Consider the following 18129-nt stretch of genomic DNA (forward strand, 5'->3'; position numbering starts at 1 on the left):
CGAACAAATCCGGTACGATGCCAGCAGATGCTATTCGCAGGCTTTCCTGCCCCTTTTATGTGGTGCCGCCCTACGGGCGCCGATATGGGAGGGCGGCAATCCGATTGACCAACGATCGAGGTAGAACCCTGCTCGCCAAATATGTGAGCTGGTTGCCCATCCCCGGTATGGCGAAGGATTGCCGATAAACCAGAGCGTGGACTGCATGGGCCGCGCACCGGTCAACGTCCATCAAACCCAACCTCCCCCACTTCAAATCGCTGAGGGCAGCCATGTCTGTGTCGATTCCACCGGGTGCAAAAGACCCAACACTCACTCCCGTCCCGGCAAGCTCCACGGAAAGCGCTCGCATGAGGGTGCTCACATAGGCTTTCGACGCGCCGTAGACCGCTTGGAAGGGCACGGATGTTTCGCCCTCCAGGCTCGACACGGCGATTACTGAGGATTCAAACGGCTGCTCCCTGAAAATCGCAATCAGGCGAGCCAGCAAATCCGTGAAACCGAGTATGTTTGTTTCAATTACCTCGGCATAAGTGTCGGCACGGCCTGCATCAAATGAACCAACGCTCGTCATTCCGGCAACCAACAAAGCGGCTGTTACTTGCAATTCTGCAACCTTAGCCGCGATTTTCTCCCTGCCCTCGATTTCACGTTGATCAGCCACTATAATCTCGCACGGCACATTGAACCGCTCGTCAATTTCGGTCTGTAGCTCCCGCAAGTTGTCGAGCCTTCGTCCAACAATCAGGGGCTTGGCCTGGTACGATGCCGCCAAGCGGAGGGCGGACGCTCTGCCCAAACCGGTCGAAGCCCCTGTGACCAGCACCCACGAGTTCTTGATCGCCAGCGGTTTCACGCGTTTTCCAGAGCCTTGTATAGGGCGGTTTTGCCGATCTTAAGCCGGGCCGCCGCCTCACGAACAGTGAGGCCCGCTGCGATATGCGCCCGCGCTTTACGTAGTTTGTCGGGGGTAACGACAGGCCGGCGACCACCCTTGTTGCCCCGCTCGCGTGCGGCCTTGAGGCCGGCATGAGTGCGTTCACGGATCAGGTCACGCTCGAATTGGGCCAGCGAGCCGAAGATGTTGAACACCAGCATGCCGCCCGAAGTGGTGGTGTCGATATTCTCGGTGAGTGAGCGGAACCCGATGCCGCGCGCCGCAAGCTCGCCGACCTTCTCGATCAGGTGGCTCATCGAGCGGCCGAGGCGGTCGAGTTTCCAGACCACCAGCGTGTCGCCGGGGCGCAAATAGGCGAGCGCTTCGGTTAGGCCAGGCCGATCGGCTTTTGCCCCGGATGCGTGATCGTCGAATATACGGTCGCACCCGGCAGTGTTCAGCGCGTCAAGCTGGAGCGACAGCTTCTGGTCTGCGGTCGAGACGCGCGCATAGCCGATCAGCGCCACATGATGCCCGATCCTGTCCGTTTTCCCGTCATTATGCGATCTTGTCCGAATCGCCGTTACAGGTCCAGAGTTAACGGACATATTCCTGTTGGCCGCCAGAGGACCGTCTGACGGACACGCAAAGCGAAGGAGATGATGCTTGGCGAGACGGCGACTGGTGAGCCTGGAAATCTGGGCGAGGCATTATGGCGCGCCGCTCGATGAGCGCGAGATCGCGCGTCATTATACGCTGACCAGCGACGACCTGGAAATTGTCGGCCGCCGTCGCGGCGATGCCACCCGGCTCGGCTATGCGATGCTCATGCTATATATGAGATGGCCTGGCCGTGCGCTGGAAGCGGGCGAAGTCCCGCCCGCTCCTGTGCTCGCCTATGTGGCGCAGCAACTCGGCGTCGCGCCGGCAGCCTTCGCGGATTATGCCCATCGGGACCAGACCCGTCGCGAGCATCTCGTCGAAATCCGACGATCGCACGGGTTCAGGATTTTTGACCGCAACGCTTTCCGTGAAGTTGTCGCCTTCTCGGTCCCAATCGCGCAGACCATCATACACCCCGGCCAGATGGCAGACGTCATCGTCGATGAACTCCGGCGCCTGCAGATCCTCCTGCCTTCTCCGTCGATTCTCGAAGCGGTGCTGCGGCGGGCGCGCCAGCAAGCCGAACAGCTTACCTATGAAGTGCTCACGAATGGCCTGCTGCCTGACACCCTTCAGGGCCTGGACGATTTGCTGGCCCGACGACCGGGGCAGGTCGCGACATGGCTATCCTGGATGCGCAATGCGCCACAATCGCCGGCAGCGCGCAACATCCTGCGCCTGATCGAACGGCTCGCCTATATCCGCGCGCTGGGCCTCGATCGCGCCCGTGCCGACATGATCCCGGCTTTGACTTTTGACAGGCTGGCGGACGAAGGCAGCCGCATCACACCCCAGCACCTTGGCGAACTCAATGCCCTGCGCCGCCATGCGACGCTGGCGGCAACCGGCATCCGGCTTGAGGAAAGCCTGACCGACGCCACCCTGACGATGTTCGACAAGCTGTTGGGCAGCATGGCGCGCCGCGCCGAGAACCGGACCCGCGACAAAGCCCTCAAGACGGTGCGCGAGTTGCAAGGCCACCTCCGGACGCTCACGGGGTCTTGCCGCCTCCTCATCGACGCGCGCAGCAAGGGCGTGGATTCTCTGGCGCAGATCGAGGCGCTGGACTGGCAGCACTTCGCCGTGGCCGTCGAGCAGGCCGAAGTGCTCGGGCGACCGGAAACCGTCGATCGCACCGCCGAATTGATCGAGCGGCATCGGACGGTGAAGCTCTTTGTCGGCGCTTTTCTCAACGCCTTCGAGTTTCGCGGCGCCGGCGCGGTTCAGGGGCTCCTGTCAGCGCTGGCCATCATCGCGGAGCTATATCGGACCGGCAAACGGCGCTTGCCTGATCGCGTGCCGCTACGCTTTGTGCCGCCCGCATGGCGCCCGTTCGTCCTGCGGGATGGCATCGTTGATCGTGCCGCTTATGAACTATGCGCCTTGTCGCAACTACGCGAGCGGTTGCGAGCCGGGGATATATGGGTCGCGGGAAGCCGGCAGTTTCGCGATTTCGACAGCTATCTCATACCGCCGGCGACCTTTGCGGCGCTGCGCGAGAAGGGGCCGTTGCCGCTCGCCATCGAAACGGATTTCGAGCGCCATATCGAGGAACGGCGCACCAGGCTCGACACGGCGATCGAGCAGGTAACGGTCCTTGCACGGCAAGGGGAGCTGCCCCAGGTTAAGCTTGACGAAAACGGTCTCATCATCTCGCCGCTGAAGGCGGCAACACCGCCCGCCACCGAGATTGCCCGTCGCGCCGCCTATGATCGACTGCCGCGCGTGAAGATCACCGATCTTCTGCTGGAGGTCGATGCCTGGACCGGGTTCAGCGAATGCTTCATCCATCGTCGTTCGGGCCGGGAAGCCGACGATCGCAATGCGCTGCTCACGGTCATCCTCGCCGATGGCATCAATCTCGGCCTCACACGCATGGCGGAAACCTGCCGGGGCGCAAGTCTGCGTCAGCTCGCCCATCTTCACGACTGGCACATCAGCGAAGCCGCCTATGGCGAAGCGTTGGGAAGGCTGATCGACGCCCATCGCGCCATGCCGCTCGCCGCGCTGTGGGGAGACGGCACCACTTCGTCGAGCGACGGACAGCAATTTCATGCCGGGGGCCGTGGGGCCGCGATCGGCGACATCAACGCGCGCAGCGGCAACGAACCAGGCGTTGCCTTCTACACCCATGTCTCGGATCGATATGACCCCTTCGCAAGTCGGGTGATCGCGGCGACCGCTGGCGAAGCGCCCTATGTGCTGGATGGCTTGCTGTATCACCAGACCGGCCTGACGATCGAGGAGCACTACACCGATACGGGCGGGGCATCGGACCATGTGTTCGGCCTCATGCCCTTCTTCGGCTACCGCTTCGCGCCGCGCCTGCGCGACATCAAGGAGCGTCGTTTACACCTCCTTCCCGGCCAAGAATCCGGCCCCTTGCTTGCCGGCATGACGGCCGAACCGATCGCATTGGGTCATGTCGCGGCGCATTGGGACGAACTGCTGCGGTTCGCCACGTCGATCCGCACCGGCACCGTCACTGCTTCGGCAATGCTGCGCCGCTTGTCCGCCTATCCGCGACAGAACGGACTGGCCCTCGCACTACGCGAGCTGGGCCGCCTCGAACGCTCCATTTTCATGCTCGACTGGCTGCGCGACATCGACCTGCGCCGGCGCACCCAGGCGGGCCTCAACAAAGGCGAAGCCCGCAACGCGCTCGCCCGCGCGCTCTTCTTCAACCAGCTCGGCGAACTGCGCGATCGTCGGTTCGAGAACCAGACCTATCGCGCCTCCGGCCTCAACCTGCTCGTCGCCGCCATCATCTTGTGGAACACTCGCTATCTCGAAATGGCGCTGGCGGACATCGGCACAGCCGACGAAATCGCACGCCACATCGCGCCATTGGGCTGGGAGCATATCTCGCTGACCGGTGACTATAGCTGGAATGTTGAAGATCAACCCGATCCGGACGCCTTGCGACCGCTGCGCGCCGTCAACTCCCTACTTGCCGCGTGACGTTCGCTATCCGTTCGCCCTTTCCGTGCAGATACGTCACTTTCGTGTAGTCACCCCATGCTGATGATGGATTTGTCAGCAGCGGAGACGAGTCATGACGGAGACGGTGAAATACGTTGGTCTGGACGTTCATAAGGAAACCATTGCGGTCGCGGTTGCCGATGGGGAACGCGGAGGCGAGGTGCGTTTCGTCGGCACGGTCGCCAACGAGGACGATGCGATCAGGAAGCTGGTCAAGCGGCTGACTGGACCGGGCGTGACGTTGAACGTCTGCTACGAAGCTGGTCCCTGCGGGTATGGCTTGCATCGGCTGCTGACGAAGCTGGGACAGAATTGCATCGTCATCGCCCCCTCGATGATGCCGCGGCGCCCGGGTGACCATGTAAAGACGGACCGGCGTGACGCGATGACCCTGGCGCGGCTGCTACGCGCTGGCGAACTCACCGCAATCTGGATACCGGACGAAGCGCACGAGGCGGTACGCGATCTCATCCGCGCGCGACGCAGCGCGCAAGATGATGCCATCGGAGCCAAGCAGACAGTGCGCAGCTTCCTGTTGCGTCATGATCGTCGTTTCGGCGGCAAGGCGGCCTGGACGAAAATGTACTGGCGGTGGTTGTCCGAGCAGCGGTTCGATTTTCCCCACCAACAGCTGGCATTCGAGGAAATGCAGAAGCGGGTGCTGGAGGCGCAGGCACGGGTTGGGCGCTTAGAAGCGGCGCTGACTGAAGCGGTGGACGCATGGTGTTTTGCGCCGCTGGTCCGCAATCTACAGGTCCTGCGCGGTATCAGGCTGGTCAGCGCTGCGACGCTGGTCGCTGAAGTAGGCGATCTCACCCGCTTCGACAATCCCAAGCAACTGATGGCGTATGTCGGCTTGGTGCCGTCCGAGCACTCCAGCGGCGCTCGGACCAAACGGGGCCGGATCACCCGCGCGGGCAACGCGCAGGCACGAACCATGCTGATTGAGGCGGGCTGGTCGTATCGACTGCCCGCTCGCGAGGAACGACGCTACCGTGAGCGGGTCATCGACTTGTCCGAGGACATCCAGGCGATCGGGTGGAAAGCGCAGGTTCGCCTGTGCCAGCGCTACCGTCGCCTGGCGGCCACGGGCAAGCCTCAGCCCAAGGTGACCACCGCGATCGCGCGTGAACTGGTCGGCTATGCCTGGGACATCGCCCGTCGGGTGTCGCCGGCGATAGCCGGCTGATCCACCCACGACATTAACGAGAGGAGGCGCCAGCGCACCAACTGCATAGCCTTGGCCGGCGTGCCGCGGGCACCCGACTGTGATGGGCAATCCACGGTGTACGGTGGGGCAGGTTCGTCCGACGCCCGAACTTAGACGGAGGATAGGCCCAGCGACGGATACGGGTAGTGCGGTAATCAACCCGCGGATGAGAGCATGATCAATCGTCGTCGATCAGGCGCCCGCGGCACACCCGCCAAGGTCAATGCGACCGCTGGTCTCGAGGCCAGCGAAGGAGTAAACTCGGCCAGCGTCTCGGATGGCAGTCATGAGAGCGTACGTTTTCGACCATCCTCTCACCGGCCCCCATTTCGATCTCGCCACGGTCCATTCCTCCCCGAATTGCGGCCCCGCGCCGTCAAACGCCGATTTCCATGCCAGTCCTGGCGCCGCGACGCCAATTAAATGACGGGAGATTGTAACCGGCGCCTGCCCGGGCACGAATGGGATATCAGCATGTGCCGGGAGCAGCCTGCGCGCGAACGGCCAAACTGGCTGCCGTGCGTAAGTCCAAAATGGGTCATTCGAAGCCCTCGCATCCGGCAGCCGCCACCCCCAGGGGAGCCCTGGGTCGCCGCGGATGCTGGCAGACATTTGCAGCGTACCCGGTCCCATCCCCCCTACCGGTCGCCGCGCCCCGCGACGTCTCCCGTCCCCCGTCCGGGATATGACTGCCAGCATCCAAGCCGCGCGACCCGCGCTTGGGATGCGGGCAATAATCTTTGGCCTCCCGTGTAAGATATCGCTGTCCGCAGCGACCAAGGCATGTGACGAGGCAATGAAGGCAATGAAGGCAAGGGGCGGCAAGTGGAATGACAATAAGGATGGTCCTCGCAGGTGGCGGTCATGCCCATCTCGCGGTGCTCGCCGACTGGATCGGTGTGCCGCCCGAGGGCACCGAGCGCTGGCTCGTGACGTCGCATCGCCAGACCGCCTATTCGGGCATGCTCCCCGGCTGGATGGCCGGGGATTACCCGGCAGAGGCGCTCACGATCGATCTTGAACCGCTCGCGCGGCTGGCCGGTGCGCGGCTGGTGATCGCCGACGTCGTCGGCCTCAATCCCGAACGGCATCTCCTCGATCTTTCGACCGAAGTGCGCCTCGGCTTCGATCTGCTGTCGCTTGCCACCGGCGGCGAAAGCGATGTTTCGCATCTGGCGGCACTTGGTGACCGCCTGCTGCCGGTCCGTCCCGTTCTGCCTTTCATGGCCCGTTGGGAAGCCTTTGTGGCGGGAAGGCAAGGGCGCACGCTGACGCGCGTCGCGGTGGTTGGCGGCGGCGCCGCAGGGGTCGAACTTGCGCTCGCCGCCGAGCGGTCGCTGCGCCGCCAGATCGGCGGAACGACCAAAGTGATATTGGTTGCGCCGCGCGACGCTTTGCTCGCCGGCCACAGCGAGGAGGTCCGCCGCCGGGCAGGCGACGTCCTTCGCGCTCGCGGTATTGCTTTCCACGAGGGACATGCGGCAGGCGCGCCCGACGGCCTGATGCTGCCCGACGGGACGATGTTGGCTTGCGACGCGGTCATCGCGGCGACCGGAAGCCGCCCCCCCGACTGGATCGCCGATACCGGTCTCGCGGTGCGCGAGGGCGGATTTGTCGCGGTCGGTTCGGACCTTCGTAGCGTGTCGCACCCTGACATCTTCGCGGCGGGCGACATTGTTTCTCGAAGCGACCGCCGTGTCGAGCGCTCGGGGGTCCATGCGGTGAAGGCCGGTCCGGTGATCGCCGCCAATTTGAAAGCGGCGCTGGCCGGTACGCCGATGCACGACTATATCCCGCGGCGTCGAACCCTTTATCTGCTGGCAACCGGCGACAGGCGCGCCATCCTGTCATGGGGAAAACTGACCGCCGGGGGACATCTGGTCTGGCGGCTCAAGGATTGGATCGACCGCCGCTTCGTCGAGCGCTACGCCGGGTTCGGGCAGTTTCGCTCATGAAGGGGGTCGCGGCTTTGCTTCAACATATGATGGCGCGCCCCGTGGTCGCCAATGCCCTGCGCGTGTCCGCCGTCGTCGGCACCATCCTCAATGTCATCAACCAGGGCTCCTCGATCTGGACTGGCGTCGGCATCGATTGGCCGCGTCTTGCGCTCAACTATGCGGTGCCGTTCCTCGTCGCCAGTTACAGTGCGGCGCGTGTTTGCCAGGTGATGGAGGGCTGAATGAAGCGCCCGCCGCAACCGCGTCCATCATCAACGCCGATCGATCCGGCGTTTGTTGCGCGCGTGCGCGGCGACCTGCTTCGTTTCGCGCGTCTCCAGCTCGGCAGTGACGACGAGGCCGAGGATGCCGTACAGGAAGCGCTCGCCGCGGCGTTGCGCAACGGCGATCAATTTCGCGGCGAGGCGGCGCTCAAGACCTGGGTGATCGCGATTCTGAAGAACAAGATCGCCGACCTCTTGCGCCAGCGCCGACGCCGGCCGCTCGGGGCAAGCGAGATGGCAGCCGAGGAGGATGGCGGCACGCTTCCGGCGCTGTTCGACGAGCGCGGCATGTGGCGCGAGGCGGCGCGGCCCGCAGCATGGGAAGATCCCGAGGCGGGGCTGCACAGCGACCAGTTCCTCGCCATCTTCGACGCCTGCCTCAACCGGCTGCCGGCCCAGCAGGGGCAGGTGTTCATGATGCGCGAGGTGGTCGAACTGGCTACCGACGAAATTTGCGACGAGCTCGGGCTCACCAGCGGGAATATCCATGTCATCATGCACCGCGCGCGGCTCGCGCTGCGCGCCTGTCTCCAGCATCACTGGTTTGCGGAGGCAGTGCGATGATGCTCAATTGCCACGATACGACATTCCTGATGTCGCAGCGCCGCGAGCGCGATCTCAGCTTTTCGGAGCGCATGAAGCTGCGGCTGCACGCGGGCATGTGCCGCCACTGCGCCAATTTCGAACGGCAGCTCCCGCTCCTTGGCGAGGCCGCGAAACGCCTCGCGGAGCAAGAGGATGATCATGCTGTGTAAGCATTGCCCGTCTCGTGCGACCAATCTCGCCAAAGGCCTCCCGCCGGAAGGAAGATCATGAACAAGCGTTTCGTCCTGCTGCTGCTGCTCGTGCTGGCGCTTGCCGCATGGGTGCATTTCGACCTTGGCGACTGGCTGACGCTCGAGGCCCTGAAATCGCAGCAGGCGGCGATCGACGGCTATTTTCGCGCCAACCCGCTGCTTGTGGCGGGGCTGTTCTTCCTTGTCTATGTCGTGTTGACAGCGCTTTCGGTCCCCGGCGCGGCGATATTGACGCTCGCCGCAGGGGCGATTTTCGGTCTCTATTGGGGGACGCTGATCGTCTCCTTTGCCTCGACGATCGGCGCGACCTTCGCGTTTCTCGCCTCGCGCTATCTGTTCCGCGACGCCGTCCAGGCACGCTTCGGCGACCGGCTACGGCGCGTCAATGAGGGCATCGCCCGCGACGGCGCCTTCTATCTGTTCTCGCTGCGGCTCGTGCCGGTCTTTCCTTTCTTTGCGGTCAATCTGCTGATGGGGCTGACGCCGATCCGCACCGTCACCTATTTCTGGGTCAGCCAGCTCGGCATGTTCCTCGGGACCATCATCTATGTGAATGCAGGCACCCAGCTCGCGCGCATCGATGCGCTGTCCGACATCGCCTCGCCGGGCCTGCTCGCCTCCTTCGCCGCGCTCGGGCTGCTGCCCTGGATCGGCAAGTGGATCATGGCGGCGATCAAGCGTCGCCGCGTATATGCGCGCTTCAACCGCCCGCGCCGCTTCGATCGCAATCTCGTCGTGATCGGCGCTGGCGCGGCGGGACTGGTATCCTCCTATATCGCGGCGACGGTGAAGGCGAAGGTGACGCTCGTCGAGGCGTCAAAAATGGGCGGCGATTGCCTCAACTATGGATGCGTGCCGTCGAAGGCGCTGATCAAGTCGGCGCGCATTGCCGAGCAGATGCGGCATGCGGACCGTTACGGACTTGTGTCGGCGTCGCCGCAGATCCGTTTCCGCTCGGTGATGCAGCGCATCCACGACATCATCGCAGCGATCGAGCCGCACGACAGCGTCGAACGCTACACCGAGCTTGGGGTCGATGTGGTGCAAGGCTATGCCCGGATCGTCGATCCCTGGACGGTCGAAATCGCGCGCAATAACGGCGAAATCCAGCGGCTCACGACGCGCGCGATCGTCGTCGCGGCAGGGGCGGAGCCGGTCGTCCCCGATCTGCCTGGGCTTGCCGACTCGGGGTATCTGACCAGCGATACGCTGTGGGAGGAATTTGCTGCGCGTGACACCATGCCGCAGCGCATCATCATCCTGGGCGGCGGGCCGATCGGTTCGGAACTGTCTCAGGCTTTCGCGCGGCTCGGCGCCGACGTCGCGCAGGTCGAACGCGGCGCTCGTCTGCTGCCGCGCGAGGACGATGAGGTGTCGCAGCTGGCGCGCGATGCGCTCGAAGGCGCTGGCGTCGAGGTCTTGACCGGGCATGAAGCCTTGCGCGTCGAAGGGACCGAGGGCGATCGGCACCTGATCGTTCGCGATGCCAGCGGCGAACGCGCGATCGCATTCGACGCGCTGATCGTCGCGGTCGGGCGCAAGGCGCGCCTGTCGGGCTATGGGCTCGAGGATATCGGCATCGAAACGCAGCGCACCGTCGTCACCGACGAATATCTCGCGACCGTCTATCCCAATATCTATGCCGCGGGCGATGTCGCCGGACCCTATCAGTTCACGCATAGCGCGGCGCACCAGGCCTGGTACGCCAGCGTCAACGCGCTGTTCGGCCAGTTCCGGCGCTTCAAGGCGGATTATCGCGTCATCCCGTGGACGACCTTCATCGACCCCGAAGTCGCTCGCGTCGGGCTCAGCGAGGCCGAGGCGATCGAGAAGGGCGTTGCTTTCGAAGTCACACGCTATCCGCTCCACGAACTCGACCGCGCGATCGCGGACTCGGCGACAACGGGTTTCGTCAAGGTCCTGACCCCGCCGGGCAAGGACCGGATCCTCGGGGTCACGATCGTTGGCGAACATGCCGGCGAACTGCTTGCCGAATATGTGCTCGCCATGAAGCATGGTCTGGGCCTCGGAAAGATTCTCGGGACCATCCACACCTATCCGACGATGGCCGAGGCGAACAAATATGCCGCGGGCGAGTGGAAGCGGGCGCATGCGCCCGAGCGCCTCCTCAAGCTGGTCGGGCGCTATCATGACTGGCGGCGCGGATGAGGCGTGACGGGAAATTGTCGCAGCGGTGTAACCGTGCGGGAAAAGGCTTCGAACCTGCAAAGATGCGCGGCCTGTTTTTCCTTTTGCTGATCCTGTTTGCAGGCGTGACCGCCACGGTGATGCCCGCAAGCGGTTTTGATGCCATATCCAGCGCGCAATGCTGCGAAAGCGGCTGCCCTCTGCCTGACGGCTGTGAGCAAGCCTCGATGGCGTGCAAGCGCGCCTGTTCGGCCGCAATTCTCCCCGCCAACCCACAACCGGACGCGCCGGCGCCACTTGCCTTCACCGAGCGCGATGCGGCGGTTCGCTTGAATTCCTTGACGCGAAATCCACCCGTTCCCCCGCCGCGCGGCTTCGCGATATCCGACTTCAACAAATCGACATCAGGAGAATTGACATGAAATTTGCTGCAAAACTTATCGCCATCACGGCGCTGCTGTCTTCGGGAACCGCCTATGCGGCGGCTCCTGTGGCCGTGGTCCAGGCCTGCTGCGCGCTTGCCGCGTGCTGCGGTTTGCCGTGCTGCTAAGACTCTAGGCGGGCGGGGGCCGGGCATCCGGCCCCCGCCCAAGCGCGCGAAGGTGCGCTCAATCTCGAAAAGAAGGACGACCGATGAAAGCCCAATCGCTGCTCTTGCTCCGGATCGGAACCGGATTGCTGCTCGTCGTGTGGGGCATGATCCGCCTCGCCAGCCCCGACAAGGGCGCGGGCGTCAGCGTCAAATATTATGCCGGGCTCGGCGCCAGCGATACGATCCAGCTCGTCTGGGGCGCGATCCTGCTGGTCGTCGGATTGCTCACGATTCTCGGGCTCTTCCGCCGGTTCGCCTATACAGCGCAAGCGGTCATTCTGGTGACGGGGGCGCTTTCGATATGGAAATATCTGCTCGACCCCCTCGGTCTCTGGCTCCTTGATCGTGACAGCAGCCAGGTCCTTTTCTTTCCGTCCCTCGCGGTCGCCGGCGCGACCCTCGTGCTGCTCGCTTTTCGCGACGAAGACCGGATTGCGCTCGATCGCATGCTGGCGCGGCGCGGCTAGCGGGCGCGTTCGAGCATCGCCACAATCTCGTCCTCACGCGTCGCGGCGCTTGCCGCGACGCGCAGCGAGCCTTTGTAGATGTGGAGCATGCCATAGCGCTTCGCACCGATCCGTTTCCAATCGGCATCGGTCGTCTTTTCGCCGATGCGCAAGAAGAGGGTGTCGCGGTACCGTTCGCGCTGCAGCAGCCCCGACAGGACGGGGCCGCGCACGCGGCATGGCAGGCACCAGGGCGCATAGGTTTCGACGACGATGGTTCGTCCTTCGCGTTGCGCCTCGGTGAATCGGACCGCGTCGAAGGCCGTGGGGCTTGCGGAAGCCGCGCTCACGGCGCCCGGGGTTGCGGCGAGCAGAATTCCAAGCGCGGGCCAGATGGGCGCCATATACGCATCTCCTTCGTCATCAATACGCCCGGGGCCGCGCGCCGGTTACAGGACGTCGCCCCAAATCGGCATTGCAGCGACTGTAAGGAATGGCGCCGCACGGCGACCAACAGGCGAAAAATCAGAAAAATGCGCAACGGCGCCTTGTCCATGGAGTAAAACTTGACCCTTTTCCCGCGTCTCACGGCCGGTGCAACTGCATCGGTCCTTGCAATCGGCTTCGCGCTTCCCGCCGCGGCGCAGCAGGCCGGCATCCAGATTGCCGTGGTCGCCGACGATGGGCGCCCCTTGGCGGATATCGACGTGCTGGTCGAGAACCCGGGCATCGGCTTGCGCCGGGTTGTGCGAAGCGACGCACAGGGACTGGCGCGGATCGAAGGACTGACTACCGCCGGCGAATATCGCGTGTCGGCGCTGGCAAACGAGCGCTTTGAGTCCGGGGAGCCCGCGCGCCTTTCGTTGCGTGCCAATTTTTCGAGCAGCGTGACGCTGCGGCTTGCCCCCGCCGGGGCCGCGATTGTCGTGACCGGCAAGCGCGGCATCACCGCGCTCAACAGCGTCAACGCCGAGGTGTCGGCATCGCTCGGCGAAGAGGAGCTTGCCGCGCTGCCGATCGAGGGGCGCGACGTGCTCGGCGCGCTGGTCCGGCTCCCGGGCGTCGTACCGTCAACCGGCTTCTTCCCCGAAGCGCCGTCGATATCGATCAACGGGTCGAACGGCCTCGACACCAATTATCTGATCGACGGGCTCGACAATAACGAGAATTTCCTCGGCGGGATCAAATTCCCGGTGCCGCTCGGCTTCACGCGCGAAGTGACCGTGCTCGCGAACAGCTATTCGGCGGCCTATGGCCGCACCGCCAACGGCATCGTCAACTATACGACGCCATCGGGCACCAATGATTATCATGGCGAAGTCTATGCGCTGGTACGGCCGGGGCGTCCGTTCGATGCCCGCTCGCCCTTTCCGCGCCGCGACCTTTCGGGCAACGCGGTCGGTGAGAGCTTCGAGCGCTATCAGGCCGGTGCGAGCCTTGGCGGACCGATCGCGCGCGACCGTACCTTCTTTTACGCCAATTTCGAATATACGCGCGATCGCAATGTCCAGATCGTCGATGCGCCCGCGCTCGGCACCGTTGCCAATGTGACCGGCAACAACCAATTCTACCTCGGTTCGGTGCGGCTCGATCACCGCCTGACCGACGATTGGACGGTCGGGCTGCGCGCCAATGTCGGCCGCGTTACCATCGATCGCCCCGGCGGGGCGCTCGGCGGCGGCAATGTCACCTTTCCGTCGGCGGGGTCGGACCAGGACCGCTTCTCGACCCTGGTTGCGGCGACCGCGAGCTATTCGGGCGATGTCTGGAGCTATGACGGCGCGCTCCAGTTCAGCCGCTTTCGCTGGAATTACGGCAAGCCGAAAGGGCCCGCGGGACCGCAGGTCGCCATCCGCGATCCGAGCGGGCTCACGGTCGGCGTCGTCGGCCACCCGGGTTTTGTCTTCGACGATGTCGAGGAGAGCTGGCAGACGACGCACCGCTTGCAGCGGCGGCTCGGCAACCACCGCTTGCGCTTCGGCGCCGACCTCATCCATTCCGATTTTTCGCTTCTCGGAGGCGGCAATCCCGACGGCAACTACACCGTCGATCTCACCGCTGCCCAGCTTGCCGCAATTGCGGCGGGTGGACAGGGACTCGCGTTGTCGGCAGGCGATGTCCTCGCGCTCGATCCCGCGGTCGCCAATTATTCGGTGGAGCTCAGGCCGCAGTCCTTCGGCACCGGTCAGACCCAGGTCGCCTTCTATGTCGAGGATGAGTGGCAATTGTCGCCGCGCCTCACCGCGACCCTTGGCGTGCGCTGGGACTATGACAGCCTGACCGCCAAGGGCGGCGGGGATGGCGATTATGACAATGTCGCGCCGCGCTTTGCGCTCAACTACCGGCCTGATGCGCGCTCGACATTGCGCTTCGGCGCGGGCATCTTCACCGGCAAGCTCTCCTACGCAGTGATTTCGGACGCGCTCCAGCGCAATACAACCTCGGCTGGATTTCTGACCCAGCTGGGGTCACTGCAGGCGCAAGGCTTGATTCCGGCGGGTACCAATCTGTCCGCCTTGACCTTCGACGGCAATCTTGGCGTGTCGCCGCCCTGTACGACGGTCTCGGCCTGCCCGACCCCCGCGGAGGTTCAGGCGTTGCGCGGGACCGCGACCCTTGGCGAAGCGCGCATCCTCAGCCCGACCGGTTATCGCAGCCCGTGGAGTCTCCAGCTGAGCGGCGGCTATCAATATCAGGCGAACGACACGCTGACCCTGAGCGCCGACGTCATCTATAGCCGCACGCACAATCTCGCCCGGCTCCGCGACCTCAACGCGCCCGCGCCCTTCACGCCCAATCTTGCCAATTTGACCGCCGCAAATATCGCGTTGCTGCGGGCACAGGCTGACAATGCGGCGCGGTTCGCGCTCGCCGAGACGCTCGGTCTTGTTCGCTCGCAGGCGGCCGCCGACGCGACGCGGCCGGTGGCGCTCGTGCCCGGCGGGGCGCGCCAGATCACCGTGTCGGAAACCGCGGGCGAGTCTGAATATAAGGCGCTGATCCTGCAGCTCGCCAAGGCACGCGGCAGCGATGCTTACGCGTTCCGCTTATCTTATACCTTGTCGAAGCTCAGCAACGATACCGACGACATCAACTTCCGGGCCTCCAATTCCAACGATTTTTCGGCCGAATGGGGACCGTCGGCCAACGACCGCCGCCACGTTATCTCGGCGGTCGGCTATCTCTATCCGCTTGAGGGTCTGACGCTGAGCGTCGCCGGTCTTTTCCAGTCCGGCCAGCCGGTGAACCTCGTCCCCGACGCGCGGATCTTCGGGACGCAGGATCTCAATGGCGACGGCGCCTCGTTCGGCGAGAATTTCCTCGGCAATTCGGACCGTTATCCGGGCGCCGCGCGCAATTCGGCGCGGCTGCCCTGGTCGGCGACGGTCGATGTCGGGGTGCGTTATGCGGTTCCGGCCTTCGACGGCCGGATCGAGCTCAGCGCCGATGTCTTCAACCTCTTCAACGCCAACAATGAATCGGGCTTTGCGAATGCCGCGACAACGTCCAATCAGGTGCAGTTCGGAGGCGGGGCGCCCTTCGTGCAGCGCAATGCCGGGCCGCCGCGCCAGTTCCAATTCGGCGCGGCATGGAAATTCTAGGGGAGGAAAAGGCGGATGGCATGGCTTGCAAACCTGCAGGGGCTTGTCGGCCTGACGGTGATTCTACTGCTGGCCTGGCTGCTCTCCGAGGATCGCCGCGCGCGGCCCGGCTGGCGCTGGATCGGCGGCGCGCTGCTGCTCCAGCTCGCCATCGCCTTCGCGGTGACCCGTATCCCCTTCGTCTGGACCCTCGTCGGTTTTGCCAATAGCGCGGTGGCGGCGATCGAGAAGGCGACGCTTGTCGGATCGAGCTATATGTTCGGCTATACCGGCGGCGCCCCGATTCCCTTCCTGCTCAAGCCCGGCGCCGAGCCGCCGGTCGTCATCGCCTTCCAGATCCTGCCGCTGATCATCGTCTTTTCGGCGATCTCGGCGTTGCTCTGGCACTGGGGCGTGCTGCGCGCGCTGGTTAGCGGGCTATCATGGGCGCTCCGCAAGACGCTTGGCGTTAGCGGGGTCGTCGGCCTCGGCGGCGGCGCGACGATTTTCCTGGGCGTCGTCGAATCGCCGCTTGTGCTACGCGCCTGGTTCGATCGGATGAGCCGCGCCGAACTGTTCATGATCATGGTGATGATCATGGCCACGATCTCGGGCGCGATCCTCATCCTCTATGCCACCACCCTGGCGAAGACCGTGCCGAACGCGGTCGGCCACATGATCGTCGCCTCCCTCATTTCGCTTCCCGCCGCGGTGCTGGTCGCCCGGATCATGGTGCCGGGCGACGGATCGCCGGGCGCCGATGCCGCCGAGCCCGACCTTGCCTATGAGAGCAGCATCGACGCTGTCATTCGCGGCACCATGGAGGGCGTTCAGCTCGTCCTCGCGGTGATCGGCATCATCATCGTCGTCTTCGCGCTCGTCAATCTCGCTGACCAGCTGCTCGCGCTGCTGCCGCCGGCCAATGGGGCGCCGCTGACGCTCCAGCGCCTGTTCGGCTGGCTGTTCGCCCCCGTGATGTGGGCGATCGGCATTCCCTGGGAGCAGGCGCCCGCTGCGGGCGGGCTGATGGGGACCAAGGCGATCCTCAACGAATATGTGGCTTATCTCGGCCTTGCCGCCATGCCCGCGGGAACGCTCGATCCGCGCAGCCTGCTGATCACGACCTACGCACTGAGCGGGGTCGCCAATCTCGCGAGTGTCGGCCTCCTCGTCTCGACCGTCGCGACGCTGGCGCCGGCGCGCCGCCGCGATGTCGCCGAGCTCGGGATGAAGAGCTGGGTCGCAGGCAATATGGCATCGGCGATGACCGGCGCGGTCATCGGGCTCGTGACCTGGGCCTAGGACGATGTTCGACGCCCGCCTTCGTCCGCTTATCGACCCGCCGCTCAATGCGATGGGCCGATGGCTTGCGCGTCGCGGCATCGGCGCCGACGCGATAAGTCTCATGGGTATCCTGCTTGGCCTTGCGGCCGCGGCAGCGATTGCGCTTGCCGACTATCATGCAGGCCTCGCGCTGATCCTCGCCAATCGCCTTCTTGATGGCCTTGACGGCGCGGTCGCAAGGGCGACGAGGCTGACCGACTTTGGCGGCTTTCTCGATATTGTGGGCGACTTCATCTTCTATGTCGCAGTTCCGGTGGGCTTCGGAATCGCCGACCCCGACAATCTCTTGCCGGCGCTGGTGCTAGTCGCGGCCTTTGCCGTCACTGGGACCAGCTTTCTCGCCTATGCGACGCTTGCGGCGAAACAGGGCCTTGAAACCCAGGCCCATGGCCGGAAAAGCTTCTTCTACAACAGCGGCCTGGCCGAAGGCAGCGAGACGATCCTGTGCTTCATCCTCATGGCCATTTTCCCCTCCTATTTCGTACCGCTCGCCTGGGGTTTTGCAGCTTTGTGCCTCCTGACCGTAATACAACGAACCTGGATAGCGCGGCAGGTTTTTGGCTCGCCTGACAAGGAGAAATAGCATGCCTGTCTTTCCATCGATCGAAGGCGAGCCAGCGCTCGACAAGCTCTTTCGCCGCTTTCCGCACGCGGTCCTGCCTTTGCTCGAATATCACGACAGGGTGCTGCGCGACCCCTCGCCGCTGACGGTCGCGGAACGCGAACTGATCGCTGCCTATGTATCGGGTCTCAACGCCTGCACCTATTGCCATGGCGCGCATGTCGTCGCGGCGCGCGCCTTTGGCATCGACTCAGAAATTTTCGAGGATCTGATGGCCGACGCTGCGTCGAGCAAGATCGACGAGCGGCTGAAGCCCTTGCTGGCCTATGTCGCCAAGCTCACGCGCAATCCCAGCCAGATGTGCGACGCCGACGCCGAGCCGGTTTACGCGGCTGGCTGGAGCGAGGAGGCGCTATTCGACGCGATCAGCATCTGCGCGCTGTTCAACTTCATGAACCGCATCGTCGAAGGCGCAGGGATCAAGGGCAACCCGCTCGCCGCAGACCGCGCGGAAATCGAGGCCCGCATGGAGCGTATGGGCGGAGCGACCAGTGATCCGCATCGCGGCGAACCCATCTATGCGCGCCTTGCCGCGCGGTGGGGCATCGAGCCGGGGCGCAAGGATTGAGCCATCGCTCCCGCTTATTCGGGACCACCGCCCGGTGACGCTTCCCTCTTCCCCAGACAGGATCGTGCCGTAATCCCG

Annotated in this window: 17 protein-coding genes; 13 read left to right on the top strand and 4 right to left on the bottom strand. The window is 64.3% G+C overall.

What is annotated here, in order from left to right; genetic code table 11:
* Nucleotides 1-70 precede the first annotated feature (70 nt).
* Together SPYCA_RS18625 and SPYCA_RS18630 are read right to left on the bottom strand one after the other, a co-directional pair.
* Complete coding sequence (locus tag SPYCA_RS18625) at nucleotides 71-856, bottom strand: SDR family NAD(P)-dependent oxidoreductase (protein ID WP_120222534.1); 786 nt, start codon at nucleotides 854-856, stop codon at nucleotides 71-73.
* Nucleotides 853-1404 carry a recombinase family protein gene (locus SPYCA_RS18630; RefSeq protein ID WP_004213210.1) on the bottom strand — a complete coding sequence of 184 codons (552 nt, stop codon included), beginning with the start codon at nucleotides 1402-1404 and terminating at the stop codon, nucleotides 853-855. The genes SPYCA_RS18625 and SPYCA_RS18630 overlap by 4 nt, the downstream gene beginning before the upstream one ends.
* Before the next feature lie 139 nt (nucleotides 1405-1543).
* Here SPYCA_RS18630 and SPYCA_RS18635 point away from each other — a divergent pair, with 139 nt between their 5' ends.
* The 5 genes from SPYCA_RS18635 to SPYCA_RS18655 all read left to right on the top strand — a co-directional run bounded on the left by SPYCA_RS18635 (nucleotide 1544) and on the right by SPYCA_RS18655 (nucleotide 8517).
* Complete coding sequence (locus SPYCA_RS18635; RefSeq protein WP_031286087.1) at nucleotides 1544-4501, top strand: Tn3 family transposase; 2958 nt, start codon at nucleotides 1544-1546, stop codon at nucleotides 4499-4501.
* A gap of 94 nt (nucleotides 4502-4595) precedes the next feature.
* Complete coding sequence (locus tag SPYCA_RS18640) at nucleotides 4596-5711, top strand: IS110 family transposase (RefSeq protein WP_004206949.1); 1116 nt, start codon at nucleotides 4596-4598, stop codon at nucleotides 5709-5711.
* 863 nt (nucleotides 5712-6574) lie between these two features.
* Nucleotides 6575-7687, top strand: coding sequence for an FAD-dependent oxidoreductase (locus tag SPYCA_RS18645; RefSeq protein WP_159832241.1), 1113 nt, complete (start codon nucleotides 6575-6577; stop codon nucleotides 7685-7687).
* 26 nt (nucleotides 7688-7713) lie between these two features.
* Nucleotides 7714-7911 (top strand): nitrate/nitrite transporter NrtS, encoded by a 198-nt coding sequence (gene nrtS / locus SPYCA_RS18650; protein ID WP_202600542.1) that lies wholly within the window; start codon nucleotides 7714-7716, stop codon nucleotides 7909-7911.
* Complete coding sequence (locus SPYCA_RS18655) at nucleotides 7912-8517, top strand: sigma-70 family RNA polymerase sigma factor (protein ID WP_120222537.1); 606 nt, start codon at nucleotides 7912-7914, stop codon at nucleotides 8515-8517.
* Here SPYCA_RS18655 and SPYCA_RS19365 read toward each other — a convergent pair.
* The gene (locus tag SPYCA_RS19365; protein WP_159832243.1) at nucleotides 8490-8699 is read right to left on the bottom strand and encodes a hypothetical protein; all 210 of its coding nucleotides are present in this window, start codon (nucleotides 8697-8699) and stop codon (nucleotides 8490-8492) included. The genes SPYCA_RS18655 and SPYCA_RS19365 overlap by 28 nt on opposite strands.
* A gap of 66 nt (nucleotides 8700-8765) precedes the next feature.
* Here SPYCA_RS19365 and SPYCA_RS18665 point away from each other — a divergent pair, with 66 nt between their 5' ends.
* The 4 genes from SPYCA_RS18665 to SPYCA_RS18675 all read left to right on the top strand — a co-directional run bounded on the left by SPYCA_RS18665 (nucleotide 8766) and on the right by SPYCA_RS18675 (nucleotide 11957).
* A complete protein-coding gene (locus tag SPYCA_RS18665; protein WP_120222539.1) occupies nucleotides 8766-10919 on the top strand; it encodes an FAD-dependent oxidoreductase in 2154 nt (717 codons plus the stop codon).
* 62 nt (nucleotides 10920-10981) lie between these two features.
* Entirely contained in the window at nucleotides 10982-11320 is a 339-nt protein-coding gene (locus SPYCA_RS18670) for a hypothetical protein (RefSeq protein ID WP_120222540.1), read from the top strand.
* Nucleotides 11317-11448, top strand: a complete 132-nt coding sequence (locus SPYCA_RS19745; protein WP_255490614.1) for a hypothetical protein — start codon at nucleotides 11317-11319, stop codon at nucleotides 11446-11448. The genes SPYCA_RS18670 and SPYCA_RS19745 overlap by 4 nt, the downstream gene beginning before the upstream one ends.
* Nucleotides 11449-11531: 83 nt before the next feature.
* Nucleotides 11532-11957 (top strand): hypothetical protein, encoded by a 426-nt coding sequence (locus SPYCA_RS18675; RefSeq protein WP_037515557.1) that lies wholly within the window; start codon nucleotides 11532-11534, stop codon nucleotides 11955-11957.
* On the opposite strand, the gene SPYCA_RS18680 is transcribed toward SPYCA_RS18675, so the two are convergent.
* Entirely contained in the window at nucleotides 11954-12340 is a 387-nt protein-coding gene (locus SPYCA_RS18680; protein ID WP_120222541.1) for a TlpA family protein disulfide reductase, read from the bottom strand. The two genes, SPYCA_RS18675 and SPYCA_RS18680, sit on opposite strands and share 4 nt — an antisense overlap.
* A 162-nt stretch (nucleotides 12341-12502) precedes the next feature.
* Here SPYCA_RS18680 and SPYCA_RS18685 point away from each other — a divergent pair, with 162 nt between their 5' ends.
* Genes SPYCA_RS18685 through SPYCA_RS18700 form a run of 4 tightly spaced genes read left to right on the top strand, consistent with a single transcriptional unit; the run spans nucleotide 12503 to nucleotide 18051 of the window.
* Nucleotides 12503-15538 (top strand): TonB-dependent receptor, encoded by a 3036-nt coding sequence (locus SPYCA_RS18685; protein ID WP_120222542.1) that lies wholly within the window; start codon nucleotides 12503-12505, stop codon nucleotides 15536-15538.
* A gap of 15 nt (nucleotides 15539-15553) precedes the next feature.
* Nucleotides 15554-16819, top strand: a complete 1266-nt coding sequence (locus SPYCA_RS18690; RefSeq protein ID WP_120222543.1) for a NupC/NupG family nucleoside CNT transporter — start codon at nucleotides 15554-15556, stop codon at nucleotides 16817-16819.
* Between the two features lie 4 nt (nucleotides 16820-16823).
* Entirely contained in the window at nucleotides 16824-17444 is a 621-nt protein-coding gene (locus SPYCA_RS18695) for a CDP-alcohol phosphatidyltransferase family protein (RefSeq protein ID WP_120222544.1), read from the top strand.
* A 1-nt stretch (nucleotide 17445) separates the two neighbouring features.
* Nucleotides 17446-18051: a carboxymuconolactone decarboxylase family protein gene (locus SPYCA_RS18700; protein WP_120222545.1), complete on the top strand. Its 606-nt coding sequence runs from the start codon at nucleotides 17446-17448 to the stop codon at nucleotides 18049-18051.
* The last annotated feature ends 78 nt before the right edge of the window (nucleotides 18052-18129 follow it).

Source organism: Sphingopyxis sp. FD7 (genome assembly GCF_003609835.1).
In the GTDB taxonomy this organism is placed as follows: Bacteria; Pseudomonadota; Alphaproteobacteria; order Sphingomonadales; family Sphingomonadaceae; genus Sphingopyxis.